This window comes from Terriglobales bacterium, assembly GCA_035651995.1.
GTDB lineage: Bacteria > Acidobacteriota > Terriglobia > Terriglobales > Acidobacteriaceae > DASRER01.
The window spans coordinates 97,159-120,025 of sequence record DASRER010000004.1 but is presented as its reverse complement, the minus strand read 5'-3'; the positions used below and the strand labels follow the sequence as shown (position 1 = coordinate 120,025).

The following is a 22,867-nucleotide window of genomic DNA, read 5'->3' as shown; positions in this document are numbered from 1 at the left end:
CTCCGGCCTGCGCTTGGCGCGGGCGGCGTGCCAGCGAATGAATGGCGTAGCGCCCCGAGCCGCTGCCGATCTCGCGCACATTGATTTTCTCGCCGGGCGGAGGCGCGAGGCAAACGGCGGCGGCGGCAATTTTGCGCCGCGCCTGGAGCCGGCGGGCGCCGCGATTCATGTGGGCTGCGTGCTATAATCGTTGAGTTTTTTCACGCCTTCCGGAGGACTGTATCGACAAGCGTTTTATCCGCACCAATGAGCGCATCCGCGCGCGCGAAATCCGCGTGATTGACGACGAGGGGAACCAAGTTGGCATTCTTCCTCCGTTCGAAGCGCTCAAGATGGCCCGGGAAAAGAACCTGGACCTGGTAGAGATTTCCCCCACGGCGCAACCTCCGGTGTGCCGCATTATGGACTTCGGGAAGTACCTCTATCAGCAGGAAAAGCGCGAGCGCGAGGCGAAGAAGCACCAGAAGCAGATCGTCGTCAAGGAAGTGAAGTTCCGCATCAACGTGGACGAGCACGACTACCAGACCAAGAAAAACCACGTGCTGCGGTTTTTGGAAGAAGGCGACAAGGTGAAGGCGACGATTTTCTTCCGCGGGCGCGAAATGACGCGCACCGGCCTGGGACGCCAGGTGCTGGAACGGCTGATTGCCGACGTGGCCGAGAAGAGCATCGTGGAATTCCGGCCGCGGCAGGAAGGCAACACGCTGCACGCTATCTTGGCCCCCAAGAAAGCCTAAGAGTCTGTCAGTCGGTCAGGATGTCAGCATGAAGCAGACGCTGACCCTGGCCGCTGACTGACTGAAAGCCTGACCGACTTACGAGAGAGACAGATATGCCAAAGTTGAAGACACACTCCGGCGCCGCCAAGCGCTTCAAGAAGACCGGCACGGGCAAGATCAAGCGCGGACACGCGTTCGCGCGGCACATCCTCACGTCGAAGCAGACCAAGCGGAAGCGGCAATTGGATCGCGACGTGATGGTGGACCCGGCCGACGCGCCCAAGATCAAGCGGATGATTCCGTACTAACGGCAGGCGCCGGTTGGCGGTTGCCAGTTGGCAGGCCGGTTGCGCACCGGGGCCGGTTTTCCGGCAACTGACAACTGCCGTATCGCGTGCGAAGAGGCACATCCTGCCTCCAGCCGCAATTGAGAAGTGAAAAGGAGAAGAGCCAATGCCTCGCGTAAAACGCGGCGCCAAGCGCCGCGCCCGCCGCAAGAAAATACTGGACCGCGCAAGCGGTTATTTCCTGACCAAGAGCAAACTCCATCGCTCAGCAAAAGAGAGCGTGGAGCGCGCGCTCAAGTTCGCCTATGCCGGACGCCGGCAGAAGAAGCGCCAGTTCCGCTCGCTGTGGATCGTGCGCATCGGCGCCGCGGCACGCGCGAACGGGCTGAGCTACAGCCAGTTCATCAGCGGGCTGAAGAAGAGCGGCGTGGAGCTGGACCGCAAGATCCTGGCCGATCTGGCGGTGGCCGATCCGGCGGCATTTAGCAGCCTTGCCCAGCAGGCAAAAGCCGCGGCTGGCAAGGGTTCCAGCGCAGCGTAGACTGTTTTCACCACAGAGGACACAGAGGAACACAGAGCAGGCCCGTGCGCCTCTGTGGTTCTCTGTGTCTTCCGTGGTTAGGGGTTTGTTCGTGTACGAGGTGCCCAAACCCGAGCGATTTTCGGCAGATGCGCTGGACCGCGCGGTCGCCGAGCTGACGGCTGCGCTGGAGCAGGAAGCCGCGGCCGTGGCGAGCGAAGCGGACTGGAAGAATTTCCGCGATCGCTGGATGGCGCGCAAGAACGGCATCCTGACGCAGCTCAATGACGCATGGCTCAAGGCCGCGCCCCCGCACGACAAGCGCGAGGTTGGGCGGCGTGTGAATGAAGTGAAACAGAAAGTCGAGCAGGCGGTCGAGGCCGTGCAATCGCGAACGTCAGGAAAGAGTGCAGGCAAGGCAGATCGGCTCGACATTTCCCTTCCCGGCCTGCGGCGGCCGATCGGCGCCGAGCACCTGGTCGTCAGCACGCAGAATGAAATCGTCGGTGTGTTCAAGGCGATGGGCTACTCGGTGGCCGAGGGCCCCGAGGTGGAGAGCGACTGGTACAACTTCGAGGCGCTGAATTTTCCGCCGGGGCATCCGGCGCGCGACACGCAGGACACGCTGTTCGTCGCCGGACAGGAGCGCAAGCAGCAGCGCGACCGGCTGATGCTGCGCACGCACACCTCGCCGGTGCAGATCCGCGCGATGATGGCGTCGCCGCCGCCGCTGCGCATCGTGTGCCCGGGAAAAGTTCACCGGCGCGACACGCCCGACGCCACGCACTCGCCGGTCTTCCACCAGGTGGAAGGTCTCGCGGTGGACACCAACATCACCTTCAGCGACCTGAAGGGCACGCTCGACCACGCCATGAAGTCGCTGTTCGGATCGGGGGTGCGCACGCGCTTCCAACCGTCGTTTTTCCCGTTCACCGAGCCGAGCGCCGAAGTGGCGATTTCGTGCGTGTTCTGCGGCGGCAAGGGCTGCCGGGTGTGCAAGATGTCGGGATGGATCGAGCTGCTCGGCTCGGGAATGGTTGATCCGAACGTATTCGACGCCGTGCGCGAGTATGGCTACGCCAGGGAAAAAGTGAGTGGCTTCGCCTTCGGCATGGGCGTAGAGCGCATCGCGATGCTGCGCTGGGGCATTGACGACATCCAGCTGTTCTATGAGGGCGATGTGAGGTTTTTGGAGCAGTGCGGGTGAAGCAATGCAAGATTCAAAATGAAAAATGCAAAATGAACGATTCGCCGCCGAACCGTAGCGGTGGGACATTTTGCATTTTTAATTTTGCATTTTGAATTTCTGTGAAGATCCTTCCCAACTGGCTGCGGGAGTTCACCGAACTGCCCGCCGACGACGCGAAGCTCGCCGCCGACCTGACCCAGGCGGGGATGGCGGTGGAGTCCGTCGCGGCGTACGGCGATTCGACCGTGTTCGAGATGGAAATCGGCGCCAATCGCCCCGATGCGATGAACCACTACGGGGTGGCGCGCGAGGCGTCGGCGATCTATGGCAAGCCGCTGAAGCCGTTCACGCCGAAAATCCCGGCCGAGGGCGGCACGGCGCCGTTTGCGATCGAGATTGAAGACGCCGCAGGCTGTGCGCGGTACACGGCGCAGGTGGTTCGTGGCGTGAACATCGGCGCGTCGCCGCCGAAGGTGCAGTGGCGGCTGGAGAAGCTGGGCTCGCGGCCGATCAGCAACGTGGCCGATGCGACCAACTATGCGCTGCACGAGTTTGGGCATCCGACGCACGCGTTCGACCTCGACAAACTGGCGGGCGGGAAGATCATCGTGCGGCGCGCGCGTCCGGGCGAGCAGCTGAAGACGCTCGACGGCGTGGAGCGCAGGCTGCATCCGGAAGACGTAGTCATCGCCGACGCTGACCGCGCGGTTGCGCTCGCCGGCGTGATGGGCGGTTTCGATTCGATGATCACTGCGAAGACGCGCAACGTGCTGATCGAATCGGCCTGGTTCGATCCGGCGGCGGTGCGGAAGACTTCGCGGCGGCTGGACATGCACACCGACGCGTCGCATCGCTTCGAGCGCGGCGCCGACTGGGGCGCGACGCCGGCGGCAGCGCGGCGCGTGGCCGAGCTCATCCTGAATTCCGCCGGCGGGCAGCTCGAGGGCGGGCTGATCGACGTGGTCGCGCGCAAAGTGGGCGGCGCGGTGCTCACGCTGCGGCGATCGGAGATTCGCCGGCACCTTGGGCAGGAGGTTCCTGCTGACGAGGTGGCGGGCATTCTGACGCGGCTCGGTTTCGCGGTGGAGGCGCGCGGCGACGAGTTCTCAGTCACCGTGCCGACGTGGCGGCTCGACGCGGAGCGCGAGATTGATCTGATCGAAGAGATCGCGCGTATCTACGGCTACAACCGCTTCCCCAACACGCTGCCCGGTTTCGCCGGAACGATTCGCGAAACACCCGGCGCCGGGCGCGATGCCGCGGTGCGCTCCACGATGCTGGCGCTGGGATTCAACGAGGCGATTTCGACGACGTTCATCGGGCGCGACGACGCGGCGGCGTACTCGCGGTCGAAGCCGGTGGAGCTGGCCAACCCGGTGAGCGAAGACGCGCCGATGCTGCGCAACTCGCTGGTGCCCGGCATGCTCGGGATGCTGGCGTGGAACCTGAACCGCGGCGTGGACGCGGCGCGGCTGTTCGAGCACGGTCACATCTTCGACATGACCGGCGAGGCGGTGAGCGAGCGCGCCGAGCTGTGCTTTGGCGCAACCGGCACTGCCGGCCCCTCGCCGCTGGAACAGAAGCCGCGCCCGTACTCGTTTTTCGACATGAAGGGCGACGTGGAGACGCTGCTTGGCCGCTTCCAGCACGGTTCGCTCTATTTCGACGCGAGCGGCCTGCCCGCGTATCTGCATCCGGGGCGCGCGGCGCGCGCGGTGATGGATGGAGCGACGGTGGCCCACTTTGGCCAGCTGCATCCGGACGTCGCCGCGGCGCGCAAGCTGCGCCAGCCGGTGTACATCGCCGAGGTGCGGCTGGAGCGGCTATACCGGCACGAGCTGCGCAAGCCGCAGTACCGGCCGATCCCGCGCTTCCCTGCCGTGGAGCGCGACTTCAGCTTCATTTTCTCCGACGAGGTGACGTTCGAGCGCATCTCGGCGGCGGTGCGCGACTTGGGAATCGCCGAATTGCGCTCGTTCGCTCCGGTCGAGGTGTTCCGCGGCGGGTCGGTTCCGACCGGCCGCTACTCCATGCTGCTGCGCGCCGGCTTCCAGTCCGGCGAACGCACATTGCGCGATGACGAAGTGGCGGCGTGGTCGGAGCGGATCATCGAGGCACTGAAGGCGCTGGGCGGAACTCTCAGGGCATAGAAAACTAAATCCCAAGGAGCAAAGCGACGATGGATTCATGCCTGACCCGTGCAGCTCGGGTTCGAGTATGGATCCCTCGCTTCGCTTCGGGATGTGAAAACAAGGGCCCCGGCCGGCCCACGACAGGCGTACAATCCGCCGGAAAGTACCTGGAGGCGATCATGCCTGTATCCCGCCGCCACTTCCTGACCGCTTTCACCGCCGGAACGGCCGTCGCCGCCGCGGGACGCGTGATCCCGTTCGAAGCGGGATGGGCGCGCGACTTCGAATTGAAAACCGCTGCGGCTTTTGCCCTCCCGCAAACCGCGACGGCGCCCGCTCGCCACTCCTCACGTGCCGCGCATGCGCGCGGCGGACGCGGCGCCATCATCCTGAGCAGCAATGAAAATCCCTACGGCGCGCCGCCCAAGGTCGCTGCGGTGATGCAGCAGTGCCTGGCGGTCACGAACCGGTATCCGTTCGTGCAGCAGCATGAGCTGGTCGCCGCATTGGCGCGCACGTTGCGGCGCAGCGAGCAGGAACTGCTGGTTGGGTGCGGCTCGACCGAGGTGCTGCGCATGGCGGCGGCCGCGTACACCGGGCCGGGCAAGCGGCTGATCGTGCCGCACCCGACGTTCGAGTCCATCGAGTGGTACGCGACGAACTGCGGAGCGGAAACCGTGCGCGTGCCGCTCACCAGCACGTGGGCGCACGACCTCGATGCCATGCTGGCGGCGACGCGCGGACACAGCGGGCTGATCTACATCTGCAATCCCAACAATCCGACGGCGACGCTCACGCCGCGCAAGCAGCTGGCCGAGTTCCTCACGCGTGTGCCGGCGGAGTTCACCGTGCTGCTGGACGAGGCGTATCACCACTTCGCCGTCGGCGAGCCGGAATACCAGAGCTTCCTGGCCGATGGCGGCGGCAACCCGCGGGTAGTCGTGGCGCGGACGTTCAGCAAGGTCTACGGCATGGCGGGCCTGCGGCTGGGCTATGCCGCCGGATCGCGCGAGGCGATTGCGCCCATGGCCAAGTGCCAGCTCCAGGACAACGTGAACATGCTGGCGGCGCAGTGCGGCGCCGCGGCGCTGGAGGATGACGCCGGGATGCTGGCCGCGTCGAAGCGCATCGTGGGCGATCGCGAGGCGTTCCTGGCCGCATCCAGGGCGCGCAAGCTGCATGTGATGCCGTCGTCGGCCAACTTCGCCATGGTCGAAACCGGCCGGCCGGTCCGCGACGTGATCGCCGGCTTCCGGGAGCGCGGCATCAGCATCGGGCGGCCTTTTCCGACGCTGGAGAAGTGGGCGCGCGTCAGTTTCGGCACGCCGGAGGAGATGAAGGCGTTCTGGGACGCGTGGGATGAAATGAAGATCGGATAGCGATTGCCGAATTTGCCGAACGGCGGAATGGCCGAATTGAAAAACCTGGCGCGCGGCGATGGAAGAGTTTCAATTCCGCAGTTCGGCAGTCGAATTTCTTAGCTTCGGCAATTCCGGAATGTTGGCTATACTGCGCACATCAGCTGGAATTTTTCATACGAGGAATTGGCCATCATGTCGGTGAAGGCAGTCCGCGAGATTGATGACGCGCGTGATAACCGCGGCGACGATTTTGAGTCGCTGGAAGCGAAGGTGTACCAGACCATCGAGCTGCTGAAGGCGGCGCGCGAGGCGCGGGCGGCGGCGGAGCGCGAAACGCAGCGCGTGCGGGAGCAGATGCGCGAGCAGGCGCACGAATTCGAGGCGCTGCGGCGGGAACTGGTGGGCCTGCGGCGCGAGCGCGAGGAGGTACGGGCCCGGGTGGAAAAGATGCTGAACCAGATTGACGGCTTGACCGCGGCCGAAGGCGGGCGATAATTCGGCAGATTCGGTTCCCGGAGGAACGGAGTGGCCCAAGCCAGCAGCATTCGCGTAGAAATTTACGATCAGCCCTATAACCTGCGCGGCACAGATCCCGAGCACATCCTGCGGCTGGCCGAATTCGTGGATACGAAGATGCGCGCCGTCGCCGAGCAGACCGCCACGGTGGATTCGCTGCGGCTGGCGGTGCTGGCGGCGCTGAACATCGCCGACGAATATCACCTGCTCAAGCGCAAGTACGATGCGATCGCCGGAGAATTCAACCAGCGGAGCCAGAGTCTCTCCGGCGCGCTGGACAAGGTGATCGAGGAGTGCCGAAGGGCAGGCTAGCGCTCAGCAATCAGCACTCAGCAATCAGCAATCAGCCCCTGCGCAGTCCGGTAAGAAAGGTTTGCAGCTCACCGGAATGTTCCGGGGCTGAATGCTGTGTGCTGAAAGCTGAGTGCTGCTTTTCAGCAACTTCGCTTCCAACTTTTTTCTCGCTTCGCTTGCGTTGTACTCGGGCTTTCCTTAGCATCTCCCCCTGAAGCCGGCCTGCAAGGTTGGTGCTGGTGGTCACCGTTATTTGAACCAACATTCAAATAACGCGGGGGCCCGACTCGATTCAGCCTGGTGTGCGATGCTCCGTCATGCGGAGATGCCTGAAGGGCTGCGGAGGGTTCCCACCTTGTCTTCGACAAGGTTCATTAGCGGCCCACCTCACGGCCACGCGGGTCGGCTTTAACTTCGTCCATCGAGCGCCGCGGGCCGCCGGCGCGCTCCAAGTCTTTTTGTACTTTCATGGAGGATTGCTCATGTCTGCTCAGCCTTTGCCCGCTGACCGGAAAGCTCCGCCACAATCCACGCCGCAGGAACGGCTGCTGCAGACGGCGCTGGGGTACATGCTGTCGCAAGCGCTGTATGTGGCGGCGAAGCTGAGAGTGGCGGACCACCTGGCGTCGGGTCCGAAGACAACCGGGGAGCTGGCGCGCTCGACCGGAGCGAACGAGGACCGGCTATACCGCGTGCTGCGCGCGCTAGTCTCGGCTGGGATCTTCAGCGAAGTGGCGCCACGCAAGTTCGCCAACAATGACATCAGCTCCCCGCTCGACACGCAGAAGCGCGACGCCGTTTACGACATGGTCGTGTGGATGGCCGACAAATTTCATTTCGACGCCTACGGCGAGATGCTGTACGCGGTGAAGAGCGGCAACACGGTTTGTCAGCGCGTCTTCGGCGGCGAGTGCTTTGAAGTGCTGGAGCGCGACCACGAGGAAGGCGCCGTTTTCAACCAGGCGATGACGGCGTTCAGCGCCATGATGGCGCCTGCCGTGCTCGAGGCCTACGACTTCAGCGGCATCGGGACGCTGGTGGACGTGGCGGGTGGTCACGGCTTCATCCTCACATCCATTCTGCAGAAGTATCCCGGCATGAAGGGCATCCTGTTCGACCTGGAGCACGTGGTGGCGGGCGCGACCGAGCGCATTGCGGCGTGCGGGGTGGAAAACCGCTGCGAGCGCGCCTCCGGCGATTTCTTCAAGGCGGTGCCCAGCGGCGACGCGTACGTGATGAAGCACATCATCCACGACTGGGACGACGAGAAGGCAATCACCATCCTGAAGAACATCCGCACTGCGATGGGTTCGCGCAAGCCCGGCAAGGTGATGCTGATCGAGGCGGTGCTCTCTTCCGGCAGCGAGCCCCACTTCGCCAAGCTGCTCGACCTGGAGATGTTCATGCTCCCCGGCGGGCGCGAGCGCACGGAAGCCGAGTTTGCGTCGCTGTTCGACCGCTCCGGATTCCGAATGACGCGCGTGGTGCCGACCAAGTCACCTGTGTGCGTGGTGGAGGCGGTGGCGAAGTAGCAGCCGTCAGCACTCAGCAGTCAGCACTCAGTCCCTGAACGTCCGGGCAATCCTGCAAAGGGCCAGCGAATGTGCAGGGGCTGAATGCTGGGCGCCGACTGCTGAGTGCTTGCACGTCAAGGCTGATAAAATCAGCGCAGCGACGCGTGAGGCGGCAGGCATGCCGCGCGCATCCAATTGAGCATGTTCCCCCGCCTTTTTCATCTCGGAAATTTCAGCCTGCCGACTTACGGCGTGATGGCCGCGCTGGGAATGATCGCAGGCCTCAGCGTGGTGGTGCGTGGCGCACGGCGCGAGGGCGTTGATCCCGACAAGGCCTGGAATTTGGGGATCATCGGCGTGCTGGCGGGCATCATCGGGGCCAAGGTCCTGATGGTGATTAACGACTGGCACTACTACACCGAGCACCCCAAGTCCATCTTCACGCTGGCGACGTTGCAGGCCGGCGGCGTCTTCTACGGCGGGCTGCTGGCGGCGGTGGCGGTGGCCTTCGTCTACATCGGCTACACGCGTATGCCGCTGCTGAAGACCTGCGACATCTTCGCGCCGGGCATCGCGCTGGGACACGCCATCGGGCGCCTGGGCTGCTTCGCCGCCGGCTGCTGCTACGGCAAGGAAACGCATGTGCCGTGGGCCGTCACGTTCACCAATCCCCTCGCCAACGAGTGGACAGGGACTCCGCTCAACATTCCGATGCATCCCACGCAGATCTACGAGTTCCTGGTGGAGGGCGCCAACTTCGTCTTCCTCTGGTGGCTGCTGAAGCGCAAACGGTTTGACGGGCAGATCATGGGCACCTACATGTTCCTGTACGGCATCGCGCGCTTCTTCCTGGAATTTCTGCGCGCCGATCCTGAGCGCGGCTCGGCCTTCAACGGCGCGCTCAGCTACACGCAGCTGATCTCGATCGGGCTGGTCATCGTGGGCGGAATCCTTTGGGCGCGCGGGGTGCGGAGCATCGAGCGGCCGGCTGCCGTCACTGCCGCGCGTTAAGCAGTCAGCACGCAGCGGCCAGCAGCCCGTGCACATTCCGTGACTTGCCTGAGGTGACCGAGTGTTCAATGGCTGGGTGCTGATTGCTGACCGCCGAGTGCTGGGTTTCCCTCTAGAATCCTTCCGTGTCTGACGCCACCCGTACATTCCAGGCGTGTCCCGAAGATAAAGGCAGGCGCCTCGACCAGTTCCTGGTGGCGCAACTGGGCGACGTGAGCCGGGCACGGGTGCAACAGCTCATCAAGCAGGAGCTTGTGCAGGTGAACGGCGAGGTGGCGCGTGCCTCGATGCGCCTGCGCGGCGGCGAAGACGTGCGTGTGCTTGGCGAGCCAAAAACGCCGCCGCTTCGCGCCGTGGCGGAACAAATCCCACTCGATGTGGTCTATGAGGACGATGATCTGGCCATCGTCAACAAGCCGGCGGGCATGATGGTGCACGCCGGCGCGGGCGCAACCGACGACGCACGCAACCGCGGCACGCTGGTCAATGCCCTGCTGCATCGGTTCGCGTCGCTTTCGCAGCAGGGTGGCGAAACCCGGCCCGGCATTGTGCACCGGCTCGACCGGCAAACCAGCGGGCTGATGGTGGTCGCGAAGAACGATGCGGCGCATCGCAAGCTGGCGGAGCAGTTTTCCCGGCGCGAAGTGCACAAGACCTACCTGGCGCTGGTGCACGGCTGGATGCAGCGCGAGAGCGGCACGGTGGAGAGCGCCATCAGCCGCGACCGCATCCGCCGCACGCGAATGACCACGCGGCGCCGCGAGGGACGCGACGCGATCAGTCACTGGCGCGCGCTGAAGAAGATCGAGTCTCCCTACGGCCGCTTTTCGCTGCTGGAGGTGAAGATCGAGACCGGGCGCACGCACCAGATTCGGGTGCACATGTCGTCGCTCGGACATCCGGTGGTGGGCGACACGCTTTACGGGGCGCCGCGCGTAATTAAGTATCATGGCGAGAAGACGCCGGGAAGCGTCACGAGGGCGGACTCATTGGCCCTGGCGAGAAACTTTTTGCACGCCGCGGCCATCGAACTTAAACATCCACGCACGCGCGCCGCGTTGTCATTTCGCCGGCCCCTACCGGCAGAGCTGGAGGAGTTCCTTGGCCTGCTGTTGCCCAACCAGTCGGCCCGCTGAGGCCGTGCGGCGAGGGGCTATAATTGGATTTCGATGCGAATTCCTGTACTCATTGTTTGCGCCGCGCTGGCGGTGACGTGCTGGGCACAACAGCCACAGACGAACCCGCCGGCGGACGAGCTGCCCTCGGCCCCATCAGCCGCCAAGGCGCCCAAGCCTGTGCCGCCGCCTCCGCCGGCGCCGCAACCGCAAGCGGCCGGGCCAGCGCCGGCCGCGACCGCTCCCGCGGCCTCGCCGGAAAACGGCGCAAGCCAGGCCACGGCGTCTAAGCCGGCGGCTGCGCCGGCCTCATCGGACGCGGCGGAACCGGAGAACCGCGGCGCGGCGCAGCCGGCGACAACCGCCGGTGGCGGCGACGCGGAAAACAGCAACATCACCATCCGGTCGCGCGTGGACGAAGTGAACGTGATCTTCACCGTCACCGACAAGCACGGGCACTTCGTCAAGAACCTGAAGGCCGCCGACGTCTCCGTGCTCGACGACAACAAGCCGCCGCAAACGGTGGTGAACTTCCGCAGCGAAACCGACCTGCCGCTGCGCGTGGGCCTGCTGGTGGACGCGTCGAACTCCATCCGCGACCGCTTCAAGTTCGAGCAGGAGGCGGCCATCGAGTTCCTGGCGCAGATCGTCCGGCCCAAGAGCGACCGCGCGTTCGTGCTCGGCTTCGACACCACCGCCGAAGTCACGCAGGACTTCACCGACGACACGGAAAAGCTCTCGCACGGCGTGCGTGAGCTTCGCCCCGGCGGCGGCACGGCGCTGTACGACGCGATCTACTACGCGTGCCGCGACAAGCTGGGCAAGATCAATCCCGGGATGCCGGTGCGCCGCGCCATCATTTTGCTGACCGACGGCGAGGACAACCAGAGCCGCGTGACCCGCGAAGAAGCCATCGAGATGGCGCAGCGCGCCGAGGTGATCGTTTACGCCATCAGCACCAACGTGAGCGGCATGAAGCTGCGCGGCGACAAGGTGCTGGAGCGCATTGCCGAAGCCACCGGCGGACGCGCTTTCTTCCCATTCAAAGTGGAAGACATCGCCAACTTCTTCAGCGCCGTTCAGGACGAGCTGCGCAGCCAGTACGCCATCGCCTATCGTCCGGCGGACTTCCGCAGCGACGGACGCTACCGCTCGATCGAGATCATGGCAGCGAACAAAGGCCTGAAGGTGCGCGCGCGCAAAGGCTACTTCGCGCCACGGCAGTAGCTCATTTCGTGATTTGGCGATTTCGTGATTGAGTGATTTTGAAAATCACGAAACAGAGCTGCCCTAAATCGCCGAATCACCAGTGCGCCCAATCACCAAGTTCAGCTCTGCGGCAGCGGCGCGTAGTAGCCGGAGCGGTTCTGCACGCGGTAATCCTTCCTGACGGTGCGGACTTCCACTTTGCGGAAGGTGCCATCGCGCTTGTTGTTGGTGGGGGTATAGCCGATGCTGTACTGGGTGCGCAGCTCGGCGGAAATCTGGCTGAACGCTTCCTGAAGCTTGTTGCGGCTGCTGCCGACATCGATCATGCGGCCGCCGGTCTGCTCGGTGAGCAGGCGCATGGCGCGATCGCCGCCGTAGCCAACGCCCCCGTAAAATCCACGGTCGGCGATGAGGATGACGTAGCAGACGGCGTCAGCCTTCTGGGCCGCCTCAACAGCGCTGTTGATGGTCTCCTGGCTGCCCTGATCTTCTCCGTCGGTGAAGATGATCATCGCCTTGCGCCCCACCTCGCGCGCGAGTTGCTCGCGCGAAGCGGCAAAGATGGCGTCGTAAAGCAGGGTCCCGCGAGGACGCGAGACCGGCACAGGCCCGCCGCCCATGCCGGGCAGGCCGCCGCCTCCTCCGCCCGTGTTGATCTTCAGCCTGCTGAGCGCTTGGGCCAGCTCCCTGGGTGAGCTGGTGAAGTCACGCATCAGGTCGATGTTCACGTCGAAGCTCACCAGGAAGGCGAGGTCCTTTTCGCGGATCACTTCGCGCAGGAACTCGGCGCTGACTTCCTGCTCCATCGGCAAAACACGCTGCTGGCTGGCGCTGGTGTCCACCAGGATCCCAAGCGTGAGCGGCTGATTGCTCTCAGCGCTGAAGTACTTGATGGTCTGAGGCTGGCCGTCTTCCAGGATCTTGAAGTCGTCGCGCGTGAGGCCGGGAACGAGCGCGCCGCGCTTGTCCTTGACGTTGAAGAAGAGGTTGACCACGTTGACGTCGAGGCGCAAGGTTTCCATCGCCTGATCGTCTGAAAGCGGGGGCTTCGACGGGGCCTGGGCCGACGCGGCGGAGAACAGCAACGCAAACGCAAGCGGGAGAGCAATACAGCGGGAAGACAACGACATAAAGACGGAAACGCAGCCGTTATAATGTTGGATGCTGGACCCCTACTATACAGTTTTTGTTTGTTGGCGCGCTGACGCCCTTGAGAGAAGAACGCGGATGAGAGTTTTACTTGCAGGATGCGCAGCGGTGTTGCTGATTGTGGCCCTGGCTGGAATGGCGCAGCAGGTCCCGCCGCCGGATGCGCCGTCGTCGAGCCGTCAGCCCACGTTCACGCAAAACGGTCCGCGCTCAACGGCGGCCCCGAAGCAGCCGGCAGCCTCGTCGTCTTCGTCTTCTGCCGCGCAGCAGACGCAGCTTCCCGACGCGCCCCAGCCGCAGCTGCCGCCGCCGCCGGGTAACAACACGCCGGGCTCAGCGGGCACGTCGTCTTCGCAGCCGCCGCCGGCGCCGACCTCGGAGAATCCAGGGACCGATGTTGGACCGCCGTCGCGCCCCTCCGCGGCGCCGCCGCCGGGCGCCGGCGACTTCACCATTTCGACAAACGTGAACTTCGTGCTGGTTCCGGTGACGGTGAAGGATTCGGGCGGACACCTGGTCGCAGGCCTGGTGAAGCGCGATTTCAGCGTCTTCGAAGACGGCGCGCCGGTCACGCTGCAGCTTTTCACCAGCGACCCGTTCCCGCTTTCGGTGGCCGTCCTGCTCGACACCGGGATGAGCGACCTGACCCTCAACAAGGTGCAGGAAACGCTGCCCGCGCTTTCCGGCGCGTTCAGCCAGTATGACGAGATTTCGTTCTACACCTTCGGCAGCTCGGTGGAGCGGCTTTCCGACTTCAGCAGCGCCCAGAAGCGGATTGACGAGGCCATCCGGCGGCTGCGCTATCGCGATGACGGTTCGCGCCGGACCGGACGGCAGGGCGGCTTCGCGGTTGCGGGCGGTCCGCTGAACAGCTCGCCGACGATCAACGGCAAACCGGTGGATCCGAATGCTCCCATCGTGGAAATCGCGCGCGAGGAACCACGCGTGCTGAACGACGCCATCCTGGCGGCGGCCAACGATCTTTCGGCGCGGGAGCGCACGCGGCGGCGCATGATCTTCGTGATCTCGGAAGGCCGGGAGCGCGGCAGCAACGCCAGCTACTCCGACGTGCTGAAGGTGCTCCTCTCGCACGAGATTTCCGTGTACGCCGTCAACGTGGGCCAGTCAGCCGCGCCGGTGTATGGCAGCCTGCAGAAAGTTCGCGTGCCCGGCATGGGCTACGCCAACCTGCTGCCCAAGTACGCCTCGGCGACAGGCGGCGACGTGATTGCCGAACTCAACCGGCAGGCGATCGAAGCGGCGTACCAGCGCGCCACGCTGGAGGCGCGCAACCAGTACACGCTGGGGTACACGGCGCGCGCCACCGCGGCCAGCAACTATCGGCAGATCGAAGTCGTGGTGCGGCGGCCGAACCTGAAAGTCTTCGCCCGCGACGGGTACTACCCGCTGCCGCCGCAGCGGAAGTAGCGGTTGCCGGTCCAATGGCCCGTCTTGAATGGGCTTCCGAAAGCCGGACCGTCTGTCATCCGGCCATGCCCTATCGGCTTTCTGCTTGACGGCCGGCAACTGGCAACCGGCAACTTCGGTTGTGATATAACACCCCGACAGCCCGAACAGGTCAGTGCCTGCCTGGATCGCGGCCATCCCCGCGGTTTCAGGGGCTCGGTTGGCGGGTTCCCAGTGTCCAGCCGAGGACTGAAGACCGAGAACTGAGAACGCATCCGTGAGCTTTATCAATTTTGCGGCGCGCGAGATCAACTGCAAGATCGTTTATTACGGCGCCGGCCTGGGCGGCAAGACCACGAACCTGCAACACATCTTCGATAAGACAGCCGCCCAGCAGAAGAGCAAGATGATCTCACTCGCCACCGAGACGGACCGCACGCTGTTCTTCGATTTCCTGCCGCTGGACCTGGGCACGGTGCGGGGCTTCAAGACGCGATTCCACCTCTATACCGTCCCGGGGCAGGTTTTCTACGACGCCAGCCGCAAGCTGATCCTGCGGGGCGTGGACGGCGTGGTCTTCGTGGCCGATTCGCAGGAAGACCGCATGGACGCGAACCTGGAAGCGCTCGACAATCTCCAGGAAAACCTGAAGGAGCACGGCTACGACTTCAGCAAGATTCCGTACGTGCTCCAGCTCAATAAGCGCGACCTGCCTAACATCATGACCGTGGACTCGCTCAAGAAGGAGCTGGTAAAGCGCGGCGAGCCGGTGTTCGAAGCCGTCGCGTTCCAGGGCACCGGCGTGTTTGAGACGCTGAAGGAAGTGGCGCGCCAGGTGTTGGTGGAACTGAAGAAGGGTTGACCGTCGGGAAGTGCCGCTTGGGCACGGCCTTGAATTTCGTCACCGATCAGAACAAGTCGGTATCAATTCCCGCAATAAACCTGATTCCCTCGATCATCTTCCCGCATAGCGACTTGTCGTCGGTCATGAACCGGTCGGCGCCGGCCTGCCGCGACCTCGCTCACCCAGGAGGCGGTCTCTTCACTATCCACTTTCAATGATTCACTGCTTCAGCTTGAACGACCTCAGCATCTTTTCGTAGGTCGGGCGCAGAGCATTGAAGTCGTTTTCCGGCGAAATGAAGACGATATAGACCAGGCTGCCGTTGCCGCGCTGGAAGGCGACCATCCAGTCGCGCTCGCGCAAGGGCTGATTGTTGGGGCCGGTGACTGGCGAGGGCCCGATCATCTCGACCGACTTGCCCGGAACGCCGTTCACGCGAATGTTTTCGTCGCTGGTGACGACGCGCAGGTCAGGGTTCGATTGCCTGAGCTGCGCCTCCAGCTCGTGCAAACCGCCATCGAGATCGCGTGACTCGGGATCGTAACCGTTGATGATCACTCCGTACGCAATTGCACTCTGCGACACACCCGCTTCCGGGAAAATCGTCACGCCCGAGTTTTGGTCGCCACTTACCTTCCAGTTCGAGGGATACGAAACCGTGAATGCGCTGTGATTCAGGGCCTGCATCTGGTCGCTGGGCCGGATTTCGTCGCGCGTGACCTGGCCAATGGCGCCCTGTCCGCCCTGCTTCTGCTGCTGCGCGACCTGCTCGGCCGTCAGCGGCCTGCGGCCCATGGCAATCTGCTTGGCCTGGCGGAATTGCGAGCTATCCCCCTGGAATGAGGAGCGAGGCGGAAAAGTCGCCACCAGCTTCTGGATGGCGCCGGCACGATTGCCTGGATTGGGGTGATCGCTGAGGAACTGGGGACCGCGCGCGCCGCCTTCCTGCTCGAGCTTGGTGAAGAAGTCGGCCATGGCCCTTGGGTTCCAACCGGCCAGGTACATGAGCCGGGCGCCCACGGCGTCAGCCTCGCTTTCGGCGTCGCGCGAGTAGCGCAGCAGCAGGCCGTTGGCGAACAGCGAGCCGGCGATGCGCGCCAGCGACGCGCCCGTTCCGCTGCCCAGCACCGCGCCGAGCACGCCGAGAGGGAGTTGCGCCATCATCGCCTTGCTGGCCATGGCTGCGCCATGGCGCATGTACACGTGCGACATCTCGTGCGCCACCACGCCGGCGAACTCGGCCTCGTTGTCGGCCGCCTGCAGAGCGCCCACGTTGACGAACACCGGCCCTCCCGGCAGGGCGAAGGCGTTGATGTCCTTCTGGTTGATCATGTGGAACTCGTACGGGTAGCGCGGTTCGGGCACGTTGGGCACCAGCCGCGACGCCACGTAGCGCAGGTACTGCGTGAGCGGGTCGTTATCGGGAAGGACGGGATACTGCTTTCGTGCCTCCTGCGCCGCCTGCTGGCCGAGCTGGATCTCCTGGTCGCGGGAGACGAACATCGCCGAGTGCGGCTGGGGAAAGGCGATCCCCGAGCTGGTGGCGGCCAGCAAGAGCTGGGGCGCAGCCATCACGGCGACCAACGCCAGCGCCATCAGACGGCGGGTCAGATTGGAAGTCATGCGTCCTCCTGCGCGTGCCGAGGCACGCCGAACGGCCTAATAACGTAACAGAAGCCCTACGGAGTTTAGATGCCGGAGCTGGCGGTTGGGGCCAGAGAAAGCCGGCGAACAAGCGCGCCCGCCGCTACAGCCTGGCAGGCAGTCTGTCGAAACAAGCTACTTATGGTCCACCGTCGAGGATGACGCTCCGAACTCGCGGCTGCGACCGGCGCTCTTGCCGGCGCGGGCACCGGCGGCCGACACGGCAAACTCGGCGCCGTACTTCTCGAGCAGCACCGGCACCAGCGCCCCTTCGGCTTCCTTCACGAAGACCATGCGCCCCTCGGGGCTCATGTCAATCTTCACGAAGTCGCCCAATTTGACCTGGCCGGTGGCGACCAGGTTGGCGAGCGGGAACACGATGTGACGCTCGATGGCGCGCTTCAGGTGGCGCGCGCCGTAGCGCGCGTCGGTGCCTTCGTCGAGCAGGTGGCGCTTCACGCGCGACGTGCAGCTGAAGACGAACTGGTTGTTGCCGGTGGCCTGCAGGATGCGCTGCTGCACCATGCCAAGCTCGATCTCCAGGATCTGCTCCAGGTGCTCGGGGCGGAGCGTCTTGAAGACCACGACCTTGTCGATGCGGTTCATGAACTCGGGCGAGAACTTGCGCCGCGCCGATTCCTGCGCCGTGCGCGCGATTTTGTCGTCGAGCGAGTTGTCCACTTCGCTGGGCTTGCTGGCGAAGCCGAGTCCGCCGTTCACCAGTTCGCTCATCTCGCCCGCGCCCAGGTTCGAGGTCATCACGATCAGGCACTGGCTCAGGTCCACGCGGCGGTTGTCGCCGAGCGTGAGCGTGGCCTTGTCGAGAATGCCGAGCAGGAGCTGCCAGAGCGCGTCGGAAGCTTTCTCGATTTCGTCGAACAGCAGGATCGAGAGCTTGAGCCGGTCGGTGTGCCACTGGTTGAGCGCTTCCTGGGTGAGCAGCGGGTGCGTCTCGCGGTGGCCAAGGTAGCCCGGCGGCGAGCCGATCAGCTTGGCGATCTCGTGGCTGTGCTGGAACTCGGCGCAGTCAATCTTGATGCAGGCGCGCGGGTCGGAAAACAGCGCCTCGGCGATTGACTCGACCACGCGCGTCTTGCCCGAACCGGTGGGTCCGAGAAACAGCAGGTTGCCCACGGGACGGTTCGGCGGGTTCAGCCCCGCCAGAAACATCTGGTAGATCTCCACCACCTTCTCAATCGCCTGTTCCTGGCCGACGATGCGGCGGCGGAGCGCGGTCTCGAAATCCTGGGCATCGCCACTGCGGCGGTTCGGATCGAGCGCGGTATTCAGACCGGTTTTCATATCTCCCCTTCCGATCGGGGACCCCCGTCCACGCTCACGCAGAGACCTGGACAGACTGCTCATGTGATGGACAAGCGGCTGCCGGAGTTGTAATCACGCACAGCCGAGCACAATCCATACACACTGATTAGATGCAACGCGCGGGCCGATGCGACCACGAACGCGAGTGAAATTCACTTCTGCTGTGGAAAACTCGCGGGCCCGAACCGGGTTCCAAGCCAACAGAGTTGCTGGACTAGATGCCCGGCGGCGCCGGCGGGACCCCGGCCCGGGCGTGGCGTGCTAGTATCGCGATTCAGGCGCTCTGAAAGAGTTGGGGGAATGCTTTGCCGACCCGGGTCTCGTCCTCTCGTAATCTCCGCCGTAACCCTCGCGATTTGCTCGCTGCTGGTATGGGGCGCCAACGCCCTGCTTCTGCCCTCTGCGTCGTCTGAGGCGGGTTGGAGCACGCCTGCCAAGGCGAAGGCTGATGTCCCGGCCTCGGGGACGGCTGTGGCGGGAAAGCCGGCCCTGACCCCAGCGGGATATGTCTACACGTCCGCCTCAGGCGAGCGAATCACCGACGTGGTGCGGCGGCTGTGGCCGCAAACCGAGTACATGACGCGCGCCGAGCTGGAGGCGGCGCTGCGCTCGGCCAACCACCTCGAGCGCGCGACTTTCCTGAGGCCGGGCCAGCAAGTGGTGGTGCCCGGGTACGAAACGGCGCCCATCGCCGAGAAGCCGCTCCCGGCGGCGCGGGACTTCGAAGTCCGCGCCATTTACCTGACGGGAACGATGGCCGGCAGCCGCCTGGGCCTCGACGTCGTGCGGCGCTGGCGCGAAGCCGGCGGCAACGCCGTGGTGTTCGACATCAAGGACGCGGACGGCATTCTGAACGTTCCCTTCGAACACGCGCTGGCCGGAAAAACGCACGCCGCGATTCCGAACCTGCCCAAGTACGTCCGCTATCTGCACCGGCAGAACATGCGCGCGATTGCGCGCATCGCGCTCTTCCGCGACGAGCGCCTGGTGACCGAACATCCCGAGCTGGCGGTGCGCTCCAAGAAATCCGGCCAGCCGTGGACGGAAAACGGCAAGCTGGTTTGGACCGACAGCTCCAACCGCGCCGTGCAGGAGTACAACCTGGCGCTGGCGAAATACGTGGCGGCATCGGGCGCGGATGAAGTGCAATTCGACTACGTGCGCTTCCCTGCCGAAGGCGATCAGAAGGACGCTGTCTTCGCCTTTTTCACCGAACATCCCACGTGGCGCCGCGCCGACGTGATCACCGACTTCGTGAAGCGCGGCTACGTGGCGCTGCACGCGGCCGGCGTAGCGCTCTCGCTCGACGTTTTCGGCATCATGGCATGGCAGGAAAAAGAAGACCTGGCGCAGACCGGCCAGGACGTGGCGGAACTGGCGCGCCACTGCGATATCATGGCGCCCATGATCTATCCCTCGCACTTCTTCAACATGGAGGGCTACGCCAATCCCGGCGACGCGCCCGAGCACTTCATCTCCGAATCGATGGACCGCTTCCGCAAGGTCACCTCGGGGAGCAATGTGGTGCTGCGCCCGTGGCTGCAGGCCTTCGCATGGCGCACCAAAACCTACAGCGTGGACTATGTGATCACGCAGGTGCGAACGGCGCGCGAGCATGGCGGCGTCGGCTTCCAGTTCTGGAACGCGCAGAACAGTTATCCCAAACCGCTGCTGGCGATGCAGGAGATGCGGCTGGCTTCGGGAAAGTATTTCAAGGGCGACGAACTGCCCGGTCCTTCCAACACCGCGACGCCCAGCGCCTCGCACTGAGCACGTCGGTGTTTGTGTTTAGGTCCCGAGCGCAGCGAGGGGCCCCTACCTGCCCGGCAACCGTAGTTAAGCAGGGATGAGTCAGCCGGTGGCGCGGCACGGATTCACGTTACGCCTGCATATTCAATCGCCGCAGCCGGATCAATCCTGAGTTCCCTTGCCCTCTCGGTTATAATTTTTCGGTTCCGCTCTGTCGCACCCGGCATCTGAATTTGCGGAACGCGGCCCGGTTTTGCCCACCGACCAGGAGTGCTTAAGGAGCCGGCATGGCGATCACGAAATCGGAAAAGATCTGGCACAACGGGAAGCTCATTCCCTGGGACGACGCAAAGATCCACGTGATGTCGCACGTGGTGAACTACGGCTCGTCGGTGTTCGAAGGGATCCGCTGCTACTCGCAGCCCGCCGGCCCGGCGATTTTCCGCGCGCAGGAGCACATTCAGCGCCTGCTCGACTCCGCCAAGATCTACCGCATTGACGTGGACTTCACGCGCGACGAACTGGTGGCGGCGCTGGTCGAGCTGATCGGCGTGAACCGAGTGTGGCCGTCGTACATCCGGCCGATCATTCTGCGCGGCTACGGCCAGGCGGGCGTGAACCCGTTCAACTCGCCGACCGAGGTCTACATCGCCAACTACGCGTGGGGCAAGTACCTGGGCTCGGACGCCACCGAGGGCGTGGACGTGTGCGTCTCCTCCTGGACGCGCATTGCGCCCAACACGCTGCCGGCCATCGCCAAGAGCGGCGCGAATTACATGAACTCGCAGCTCATCAAGATGGAAGCCATCATGAACGGATATGTCGAGGGCATCGCGCTCGACGTGAACGGCTTCGTCAGCGAGGGCTCGGGCGAAAACCTGTTCATCGTTCGCCAGGGCACGATCTACACCGCGCCGCTGGGCAACTCGGTGCTGCCCGGCATCACGCGCGACACGGTGATCCGCATCGCGCGCGACCTCGGCATTCCGGTCGTGGAGCAGATGATCCCGCGCGAGATGCTCTACATCTCCGACGAGGTGTTCTTCAGCGGCACGGCGGCGGAGATCACACCGATCCGCTCGGTGGACAAGATCAGCGTGGGCAACGGCGCGCTCGGCCCCATCACAAAGAGGATCCAGGGTGAGTTCTACGGACTGGTGAACGGCACGCTGCCCGACCGCTTCGGCTGGTTCACACGCGTGCCGGTGAAGCAACCGGTGGGCGTTTGACACCTACCACCGAGACACAGAGTCACAGAGAGAGAGGGCGAGCCTAGCGGCCCGCCCTCGTTTTTTGCTGTCACACTGGGCGGTCCCGCGCTTGCGAGGGGCGGGTCGAAGGATCCCTACTCCTATCACGACCTGTGGTGCGAGTAGGGATGCTTCGACTCCGGCCCGCTGCGCGGTCCTCCGCTCAGCATGACCTGGCTTGTAGTTCTCCGCGCCTCCGCGCTGTCGAGCCGGGCCAGTGGCGGGTTGCGAAGCGATGGAAGGCAGTTTCGAGCTTCGCGTTGCCAGCTTCCAGTTCTTGCGCGAGCGGCACGCGCAAAGCCGGCCATTGACTGCTGGCAACCGGCAACAACCTGCCCTACGGCATATCGGTACGTCCGGTGATCAATCGCGTGGGGTTGGTGTGCATCAGGTATGCCCAGGCCCACTCGAACATCACCAGAATTCGATTGCGGAAACCGATGAGAAAGAAGATGTGGACAAACAGCCAGAGCAGCCAGGCGATGGCGCCGCCAATGTGCAGGCGTCCGAGTTGGGCGACGGCGGCGGCGCGGCCGATGGTCGCCAGGCTTCCCTTGTCGCGATAGCGAAACGGCCCGGTTTTCTGCCCCTTGACCGCGCGCCAGACATTTTTCGCGGTGGCTTCGCCCATTTGGATGGCGGCGGGCGCGACGCCCGGAACCGGGCGTCCGTCAGCCTGTTTGACCGATGCCAGGTCGCCGATCACGAACACTTCGGGATGGCCGGGCAAGCTCAGGTCGGGCTCGACCAGCACGCGTCCAGCGCGGTCGGTGGGCGCGCCGAGTTTTTTCCCCAATGGTGACGCGGCGACGCCGGCGGCCCACAGCGTTACGGCCGACTCGAGCACCGTGTCGCCCACGTAAACGCGTCCCGGCTCGACGCCGGTCACCTGCGAATTCACGCGTACCTCCACGCCGAGCTTTTCCAGTTGCTGCTGGGCGCTGCGCGACAAGTCTTCGGGATAGACGGGCAGGACGCGCGGCCCGCCCTCCAGCAGCAGCACGTGGGAGCGCGCGGGATCGACGGCGCGGAACTCGCCGGCCAGCGCGTGGCGCGTGATGTCGGCGATCGCGCCTGCCAGCTCCACGCCGGTGGGCCCGGCGCCGATGATCACGAAGCGGATGGGCCCGGGCGGCTGGCCGCGCGCTGCGGCGCGTTCGGCCAGCTCAAACGCCAGCAGCACGCGGCGCCTGATCTCAATGGCGTCTTCCAGCGACTTCAGCCCGGGCGCGAACGGGGCCCAGTCGTCGTGCCCGAAGTAGGAGTGTGTGGCGCCGGCGGCAACGATCAGGTAGTCGTAAGCGAACTCGAGACCATTGGTCTTCACCACGCGGCGCGCAAGATCGAAATCTGCTACTTCGTCAAGAATGACCTCAACGTTGTGCCGGTGCCGCAGCACGCTGCGGATGGGCGAGGCGATGTCGCCGGGCGAGAGCACCGCGGTCGCGACCTGATAGAGCAGCGGCTGGAATGTGTGGTGGTTGGTGCGATCGAGCAGCGTGATCTGGACCGGATGGCGAGCCAGGGTTCGCGCGGCGTAGAGTCCGCCGAAGCCGCCGCCTATGATCACTACGCGGGGACGATTGTCTGTCTTGCTGGCCGGCAATGTTCCACTCGCGCGAGCCGCTTGCCTC

At 64.5% G+C, this 22,867-nt stretch carries 20 protein-coding genes and 1 other RNA gene; 17 read left to right on the top strand and 4 right to left on the bottom strand.

The window, feature by feature from the left end; all coding sequences use genetic code 11:
• Positions 1-221 precede the first annotated feature (221 nt).
• The 13 genes from infC (at position 222) to VFA60_02865 (ending at position 11,885) form a co-directional block, all read left to right on the top strand.
• The gene (infC, locus tag VFA60_02925) at positions 222-737 is read left to right on the top strand and encodes a translation initiation factor IF-3 (GenBank protein ID HZQ90725.1); all 516 of its coding nucleotides are present in this window, start codon (positions 222-224) and stop codon (positions 735-737) included.
• Between the two features lie 95 nt (positions 738-832).
• Positions 833-1,027 (top strand): 50S ribosomal protein L35, encoded by a 195-nt coding sequence (rpmI, locus tag VFA60_02920; protein ID HZQ90724.1) that lies wholly within the window; start codon positions 833-835, stop codon positions 1,025-1,027.
• Between the two features lie 145 nt (positions 1,028-1,172).
• Complete coding sequence (rplT, locus tag VFA60_02915; protein HZQ90723.1) at positions 1,173-1,547, top strand: 50S ribosomal protein L20; 375 nt, start codon at positions 1,173-1,175, stop codon at positions 1,545-1,547.
• Positions 1,548-1,638: 91 nt separating this feature from the next.
• Positions 1,639-2,733, top strand: coding sequence for a phenylalanine--tRNA ligase subunit alpha (pheS, locus tag VFA60_02910; protein ID HZQ90722.1), 1,095 nt, complete (start codon positions 1,639-1,641; stop codon positions 2,731-2,733).
• A 101-nt stretch (positions 2,734-2,834) separates the two neighbouring features.
• A complete protein-coding gene (pheT, locus tag VFA60_02905; protein HZQ90721.1) occupies positions 2,835-4,865 on the top strand; it encodes a phenylalanine--tRNA ligase subunit beta in 2,031 nt (676 codons plus the stop codon).
• A gap of 161 nt (positions 4,866-5,026) precedes the next feature.
• Positions 5,027-6,226: a histidinol-phosphate transaminase gene (locus VFA60_02900; protein ID HZQ90720.1), complete on the top strand. Its 1,200-nt coding sequence runs from the start codon at positions 5,027-5,029 to the stop codon at positions 6,224-6,226.
• Positions 6,227-6,400: 174 nt separating this feature from the next.
• Positions 6,401-6,703 (top strand): hypothetical protein, encoded by a 303-nt coding sequence (locus tag VFA60_02895; protein HZQ90719.1) that lies wholly within the window; start codon positions 6,401-6,403, stop codon positions 6,701-6,703.
• 30 nt (positions 6,704-6,733) lie between these two features.
• Complete coding sequence (locus tag VFA60_02890) at positions 6,734-7,036, top strand: cell division protein ZapA (protein HZQ90718.1); 303 nt, start codon at positions 6,734-6,736, stop codon at positions 7,034-7,036.
• Between the two features lie 198 nt (positions 7,037-7,234).
• Positions 7,235-7,426, top strand: a non-coding RNA gene (gene ssrS, locus VFA60_02885) — 6S RNA.
• Positions 7,427-7,500: 74 nt separating this feature from the next.
• Positions 7,501-8,550, top strand: coding sequence for a methyltransferase (locus tag VFA60_02880; protein ID HZQ90717.1), 1,050 nt, complete (start codon positions 7,501-7,503; stop codon positions 8,548-8,550).
• Positions 8,551-8,733: 183 nt separating this feature from the next.
• Positions 8,734-9,543 (top strand): prolipoprotein diacylglyceryl transferase, encoded by an 810-nt coding sequence (gene lgt, locus VFA60_02875; protein HZQ90716.1) that lies wholly within the window; start codon positions 8,734-8,736, stop codon positions 9,541-9,543.
• Between the two features lie 125 nt (positions 9,544-9,668).
• On the top strand, positions 9,669-10,679 hold the full coding sequence (locus VFA60_02870) for an RluA family pseudouridine synthase (protein HZQ90715.1): 1,011 nt from the start codon (positions 9,669-9,671) through the stop codon (positions 10,677-10,679).
• A gap of 33 nt (positions 10,680-10,712) precedes the next feature.
• Complete coding sequence (locus tag VFA60_02865; protein ID HZQ90714.1) at positions 10,713-11,885, top strand: VWA domain-containing protein; 1,173 nt, start codon at positions 10,713-10,715, stop codon at positions 11,883-11,885.
• A gap of 101 nt (positions 11,886-11,986) precedes the next feature.
• Here VFA60_02865 and VFA60_02860 read toward each other — a convergent pair whose 3' ends face one another.
• A complete protein-coding gene (locus tag VFA60_02860) occupies positions 11,987-12,889 on the bottom strand; it encodes a VWA domain-containing protein (GenBank protein ID HZQ90713.1) in 903 nt (300 codons plus the stop codon).
• A 247-nt stretch (positions 12,890-13,136) separates the two neighbouring features.
• Between VFA60_02860 and VFA60_02855 the strand changes: the two genes are divergently transcribed.
• A complete protein-coding gene (locus VFA60_02855; protein HZQ90712.1) occupies positions 13,137-14,444 on the top strand; it encodes a VWA domain-containing protein in 1,308 nt (435 codons plus the stop codon).
• A 256-nt stretch (positions 14,445-14,700) separates the two neighbouring features.
• Entirely contained in the window at positions 14,701-15,285 is a 585-nt protein-coding gene (locus VFA60_02850; GenBank protein ID HZQ90711.1) for a GTPase domain-containing protein, read from the top strand.
• Positions 15,286-15,486: 201 nt separating this feature from the next.
• On the opposite strand, the gene VFA60_02845 is transcribed toward VFA60_02850, so the two are convergent.
• Positions 15,487-16,890: a M48 family metallopeptidase gene (locus VFA60_02845; GenBank protein HZQ90710.1), complete on the bottom strand. Its 1,404-nt coding sequence runs from the start codon at positions 16,888-16,890 to the stop codon at positions 15,487-15,489.
• A gap of 156 nt (positions 16,891-17,046) precedes the next feature.
• Positions 17,047-18,213, bottom strand: coding sequence for an AAA family ATPase (locus tag VFA60_02840; GenBank protein ID HZQ90709.1), 1,167 nt, complete (start codon positions 18,211-18,213; stop codon positions 17,047-17,049).
• Between the two features lie 321 nt (positions 18,214-18,534).
• Here VFA60_02840 and VFA60_02835 point away from each other — a divergent pair, with 321 nt between their 5' ends.
• Both VFA60_02835 and VFA60_02830 read left to right on the top strand, forming a co-directional pair.
• Complete coding sequence (locus tag VFA60_02835) at positions 18,535-20,004, top strand: putative glycoside hydrolase (GenBank protein HZQ90708.1); 1,470 nt, start codon at positions 18,535-18,537, stop codon at positions 20,002-20,004.
• Positions 20,005-20,270: 266 nt separating this feature from the next.
• A complete protein-coding gene (locus tag VFA60_02830) occupies positions 20,271-21,212 on the top strand; it encodes a branched-chain amino acid transaminase (GenBank protein HZQ90707.1) in 942 nt (313 codons plus the stop codon).
• 358 nt (positions 21,213-21,570) lie between these two features.
• Here the strand turns inward: VFA60_02830 and VFA60_02825 are convergent, their stop codons facing one another.
• Entirely contained in the window at positions 21,571-22,839 is a 1,269-nt protein-coding gene (locus tag VFA60_02825; GenBank protein HZQ90706.1) for an NAD(P)/FAD-dependent oxidoreductase, read from the bottom strand.
• Positions 22,840-22,867: the final 28 nt, after the last annotated feature.

Excerpts from the sequence above, each read along its gene's own strand:
- rpmI (HZQ90724.1), top strand. The coding sequence starts at position 833 with ATGCCAAAGTTGAAGACACACTCCGGCGCCGCCAAGCGCTTCAAGAAG.
- rplT (HZQ90723.1), top strand. The coding sequence starts at position 1,173 with ATGCCTCGCGTAAAACGCGGCGCCAAGCGCCGCGCCCGCCGCAAGAAA.
- VFA60_02900 (HZQ90720.1), top strand. The coding sequence starts at position 5,027 with ATGCCTGTATCCCGCCGCCACTTCCTGACCGCTTTCACCGCCGGAACG.
- VFA60_02895 (HZQ90719.1), top strand. The coding sequence starts at position 6,401 with ATGTCGGTGAAGGCAGTCCGCGAGATTGATGACGCGCGTGATAACCGC.
- VFA60_02880 (HZQ90717.1), top strand. The coding sequence starts at position 7,501 with ATGTCTGCTCAGCCTTTGCCCGCTGACCGGAAAGCTCCGCCACAATCC.
- lgt (HZQ90716.1), top strand. The coding sequence starts at position 8,734 with ATGTTCCCCCGCCTTTTTCATCTCGGAAATTTCAGCCTGCCGACTTAC.
- VFA60_02865 (HZQ90714.1), top strand. The coding sequence starts at position 10,713 with ATGCGAATTCCTGTACTCATTGTTTGCGCCGCGCTGGCGGTGACGTGC.
- VFA60_02860 (HZQ90713.1), bottom strand. The coding sequence starts at position 12,889 with ATGGAAACCTTGCGCCTCGACGTCAACGTGGTCAACCTCTTCTTCAAC.
- VFA60_02845 (HZQ90710.1), bottom strand. The coding sequence starts at position 16,890 with ATGACTTCCAATCTGACCCGCCGTCTGATGGCGCTGGCGTTGGTCGCC.
- VFA60_02840 (HZQ90709.1), bottom strand. The coding sequence starts at position 18,213 with ATGAAAACCGGTCTGAATACCGCGCTCGATCCGAACCGCCGCAGTGGC.
- VFA60_02835 (HZQ90708.1), top strand. The coding sequence starts at position 18,535 with ATGCTTTGCCGACCCGGGTCTCGTCCTCTCGTAATCTCCGCCGTAACC.
- VFA60_02830 (HZQ90707.1), top strand. The coding sequence starts at position 20,271 with ATGGCGATCACGAAATCGGAAAAGATCTGGCACAACGGGAAGCTCATT.